Here is a 3,173-nt window from a genome sequence, read left to right as displayed (position 1 = left end):
GACGAGCACACCGGCGGTGCGCAGACCTGGCGTGTGCACCCCGGGCCCATCGCCGGGCGGCGCTGGGTCATCGAGCCGGACCTGTCCAACGCCGCGCCGTTCCTCTCGGCGGCGGCCGTCACCGGCGGCACCGTGCGCGTCTACGGCTGGCCGGAGCGGACCACCCAGGCCGGCGACGCCATCCGCGGCGTGCTCGAGGCCATGGGCTGCACGGTGAAGCTGGTGCCCGGCGAGTCCGGCGGGCCGCACGCGCACGACCTCGAGGTCACCGGCCCGGCCGGCGGGCACCTGAAGGGCATCGAGCTCGACATGTCCGACTTCGGCGAGCTGACCCCCACCGTGGCCGCACTGGCCGCGCTGGCGCAGTCCGAGAGCCGGCTGACCGGCATCGCGCACCTGCGCGGCCACGAGACCGACCGGCTGACCGCCCTGAGCACCGAGATCAACCGGCTCGGCGGCGACTGCAGCGAGCTCGACGACGGCCTGCTCATCCGCCCGGCGTTCCTGCACGGCGGGGTCTGGCGCTCCTACGCCGACCACCGCATGGCCACCGCCGGCGCGGTGCTTGGCCTGCGCGTCCACGGCGTCGAGGTCGAGGACGTGCAGACCACCGCCAAGACCCTGCCCGGCTTCCAGATGATGTGGCAGACCATGGTCGACGAGGGGTGCCGTGCCTAGGCGCCACTACGACGAGTCCGACGTGCACGTGCGCCCCGGCAAGGGGTCACGCCCGCGCACCAAGAAGCGCCCGGCTCACAAGGACGCCCTCTTCGGCATGGTGGTCACCAAGGACCGCGGCCGCTGGGGCGTGGTCCTCGACCGGGACCGCGACGCCGACGACCCCACCCGCGTGGTGTGCATGCGCGCCCGCGAGCTGGGACGGACCCCCGTCGAGGTCGGCGACCGCGTCGGCGTGGTCGGCGACACCTCCGGGCGGGAGGGGACGCTCGCGCGCATCGTCAAGCTCGACGAGCGGACCAGCGTGCTGCGGCGCACCGCCGACGACACGGACTCCTACGAGCGCACCGTGGTGGCCAACGCGGAGCTGCTGCTCATCGTCTCCGCGGTGGCCGATCCCCCGCCGCGCTCCGGGTTCGTGGAGCGTTCGCTGGTCGCCGCCTTCGTCGGCGGCATCGAGCCGGTGATCGTGCTGACCAAGTCGGACCTGGCCGACCCGAGCGTCTTCGCCGCGGAGTTCGCGGACCTGGACGTGCCCGTGGTCGTCTGCGGCGTCAACGACCCCCTCGACCCGCTGCTCGAGCGGATCTCCGGGCGGGTCTCCGCCCTGATCGGGCACTCCGGGGTGGGCAAGTCCACGCTGGTCAACCGGCTGCTGCCCGAGGCCGACCGCGCCACCGGCGAGGTCTCCGGGGTAGGCAAGGGCCGGCACACCTCCACCCAGTCGGTCGCGCTGCGCCTGCCGCGCGAGGCCGGCGGCGGCTGGATCATCGACACCCCCGGCATCCGCTCCTTCGGGCTGGCGCACGTCTCCCCCGACGACGTCATCGCGGCCTTCGAGGACCTCGCGGCCGCCGCGGAGGACTGCCCCCGCGGCTGCACGCACCTGGGTCCCCCGGCCGACCCGGAGTGCGCCCTCGACGGGCTGACCGGGGCGGGCGCGCGCCGCGTGGCGGCCGTGCGCCGGCTGCTCGAGGCGCTGCACTCCAACGTCGACTGGGAGTGAGGCGTGGTGGACTCCGTCCACCACCCCGGAAAAGGAATCACCGGGCGGCGGGAGGGCTAGAGCAGCTCGATGAGGACCGGCAGCTCGGAGGGGTCGTAGAACGCGAGCCAGTTGTCCTGGGCGTCGCCCACGGTCAGCTCCGCGTCCTCGTCGCCGAGGTCCGCGGCGTCGATGGCCTTGACCGCCCTGGCGGTGGCCTCCTCGGCGTCGGGCACGTCGACGTGGATCGCCGCGACGTCGTCGAGCTCCACGGAGGCCGGCTCGAGGCGCACCACGGACTCGCCGTTGTCCGGCACCGGGGTCACGTGCGCGTCGTCGACGTCGGCGGAGACGACCACGCGGCGGTGCGGGAACTTCGCCACGTCGCCGACCGCGAGCAGCCGCAGGCTGGCCAGGGCGGCCTGGTCGAAAGCGACGTCGGAAAGTTCCTCCTCGTCGCCCGCGGTGTAGAACTCGCGCAGGGCGTCGGTGACGGCGAAGGCCCAGCCGCTGCGGGCGTGGATGACGCCGGACTCGTTGAGCTCGGTCAGGGTGCTGAAGGTCGCGGGCAGGTAGACGCGCATCGGTGGCCTAGAACTCGCCGTCGATGTCGAACAGGCCGGTGATCTCCATGACCGCCCGGTCGAAGGTCTGGTACATCACGCCGACCAGGCCGGACTCGACGGCGGCGCGCACGTTGACGATGGAGTCGTCGACGAAGACGCAGTCCTGCATCGGCAGCTCGAGGGCGTCCGCGGCGGCCTGGAAGGCCTCCTCGGCGGGCTTGTCCACGCCGATCTCCCCGGAGAGCAGCACGGCGTCGACGATGCCGCGGTACTCCCACTCACGGATCGGCTCGGCACCCTGGCCACCCGGGTCGTTGGACAGGATGGCGGTGGCCACCCCGTTGGCCCGCGCCGCGGCGAAGAGGTTGCGCCAGCGACGCTGCTCCTCCTCGTCGCCGTCCAGCACGCCCACGTAGTCGACGATCAGTCCTCGCACGCTCTCACAACCCTTTCCGGTGGTGGTCTCGCCGGCCGCCGGCGTCGCGCGCCCGGCCGCTTTTCGTGTCACAATGATACCCAGCCCACCCCCGCCCCGCCGCCCGGGTCGCCCGCGCGACGAGGAGACAGACCACCATGTCCGCCGACACCGGCGCGCTGGTGCCCCTGCCGGGCACCGCCGTGCTCATGATGCTCGACCCGCACGCGGTGGCACCCGGGCGAGCCGAAACCGCCGAGCCCACCGGCCCCGCCGAGCGAACCGAGACCACCGGGCCCACCGGCCCGCACGCCGCGGGGCCACACCGGCGCGGGGCGCCGCCGAGGGCCCTGCCGGGCACCCCCGGGGCCGGCGCCCCGCGCCGCCTGGCCCTGACACGCGTCACCCGCGCCCTGCACGTCATCTTCGGCGTGCGCGGGCCCCGGGCCCTGGAGTCGGCCGCCTACGGCCGCCAGGTGCGCCTGCACGCCGCCGCCCGCCGCGCCGAGCGCGCCGGCGCCTCCCCCGC

At 74.4% G+C, this 3,173-nt stretch carries 5 protein-coding genes; 3 read left to right on the top strand and 2 right to left on the bottom strand.

What is annotated here, in order from left to right; all coding sequences use genetic code 11:
* Positions 1 to 678, top strand: a 678-nt coding sequence (locus QQA02_RS10435) for a carboxyvinyltransferase (RefSeq protein WP_502870992.1), incomplete at its 5' end; no start/stop codon positions are given.
* Positions 671 to 1,684, top strand: a complete 1,014-nt coding sequence (gene rsgA, locus QQA02_RS10430) for a ribosome small subunit-dependent GTPase A (protein WP_284775602.1) — start codon at positions 671 to 673, stop codon at positions 1,682 to 1,684. The genes QQA02_RS10435 and rsgA, both read left to right, overlap by 8 nt.
* 56 nt (positions 1,685 to 1,740) lie before the next feature.
* On the opposite strand, the gene QQA02_RS10425 is transcribed toward rsgA, so the two are convergent.
* Together QQA02_RS10425 and QQA02_RS10420 are read right to left on the bottom strand one after the other, a co-directional pair.
* On the bottom strand, positions 1,741 to 2,247 hold the full coding sequence (locus QQA02_RS10425; RefSeq protein ID WP_284775600.1) for a DUF6912 family protein: 507 nt from the start codon (positions 2,245 to 2,247) through the stop codon (positions 1,741 to 1,743).
* A 7-nt stretch (positions 2,248 to 2,254) separates the two neighbouring features.
* Positions 2,255 to 2,665, bottom strand: coding sequence for an HAD-IA family hydrolase (locus QQA02_RS10420; protein WP_284775598.1), 411 nt, complete (start codon positions 2,663 to 2,665; stop codon positions 2,255 to 2,257).
* Positions 2,666 to 2,802: 137 nt separating this feature from the next.
* Here QQA02_RS10420 and QQA02_RS10415 point away from each other — a divergent pair.
* Positions 2,803 to 3,173 (top strand): hypothetical protein (locus QQA02_RS10415; protein WP_284864248.1); only part of this gene is annotated, 371 nt, incomplete at its 3' end.

The organism is Corynebacterium sp. MSK006 (assembly GCF_030232385.1).
Lineage (GTDB): Bacteria > Actinomycetota > Actinomycetes > Mycobacteriales > Mycobacteriaceae > Corynebacterium > Corynebacterium frankenforstense_A.
Note: the sequence above shows the minus strand (reverse complement) of the source record. Positions and strands in the feature narration are given on the sequence as shown.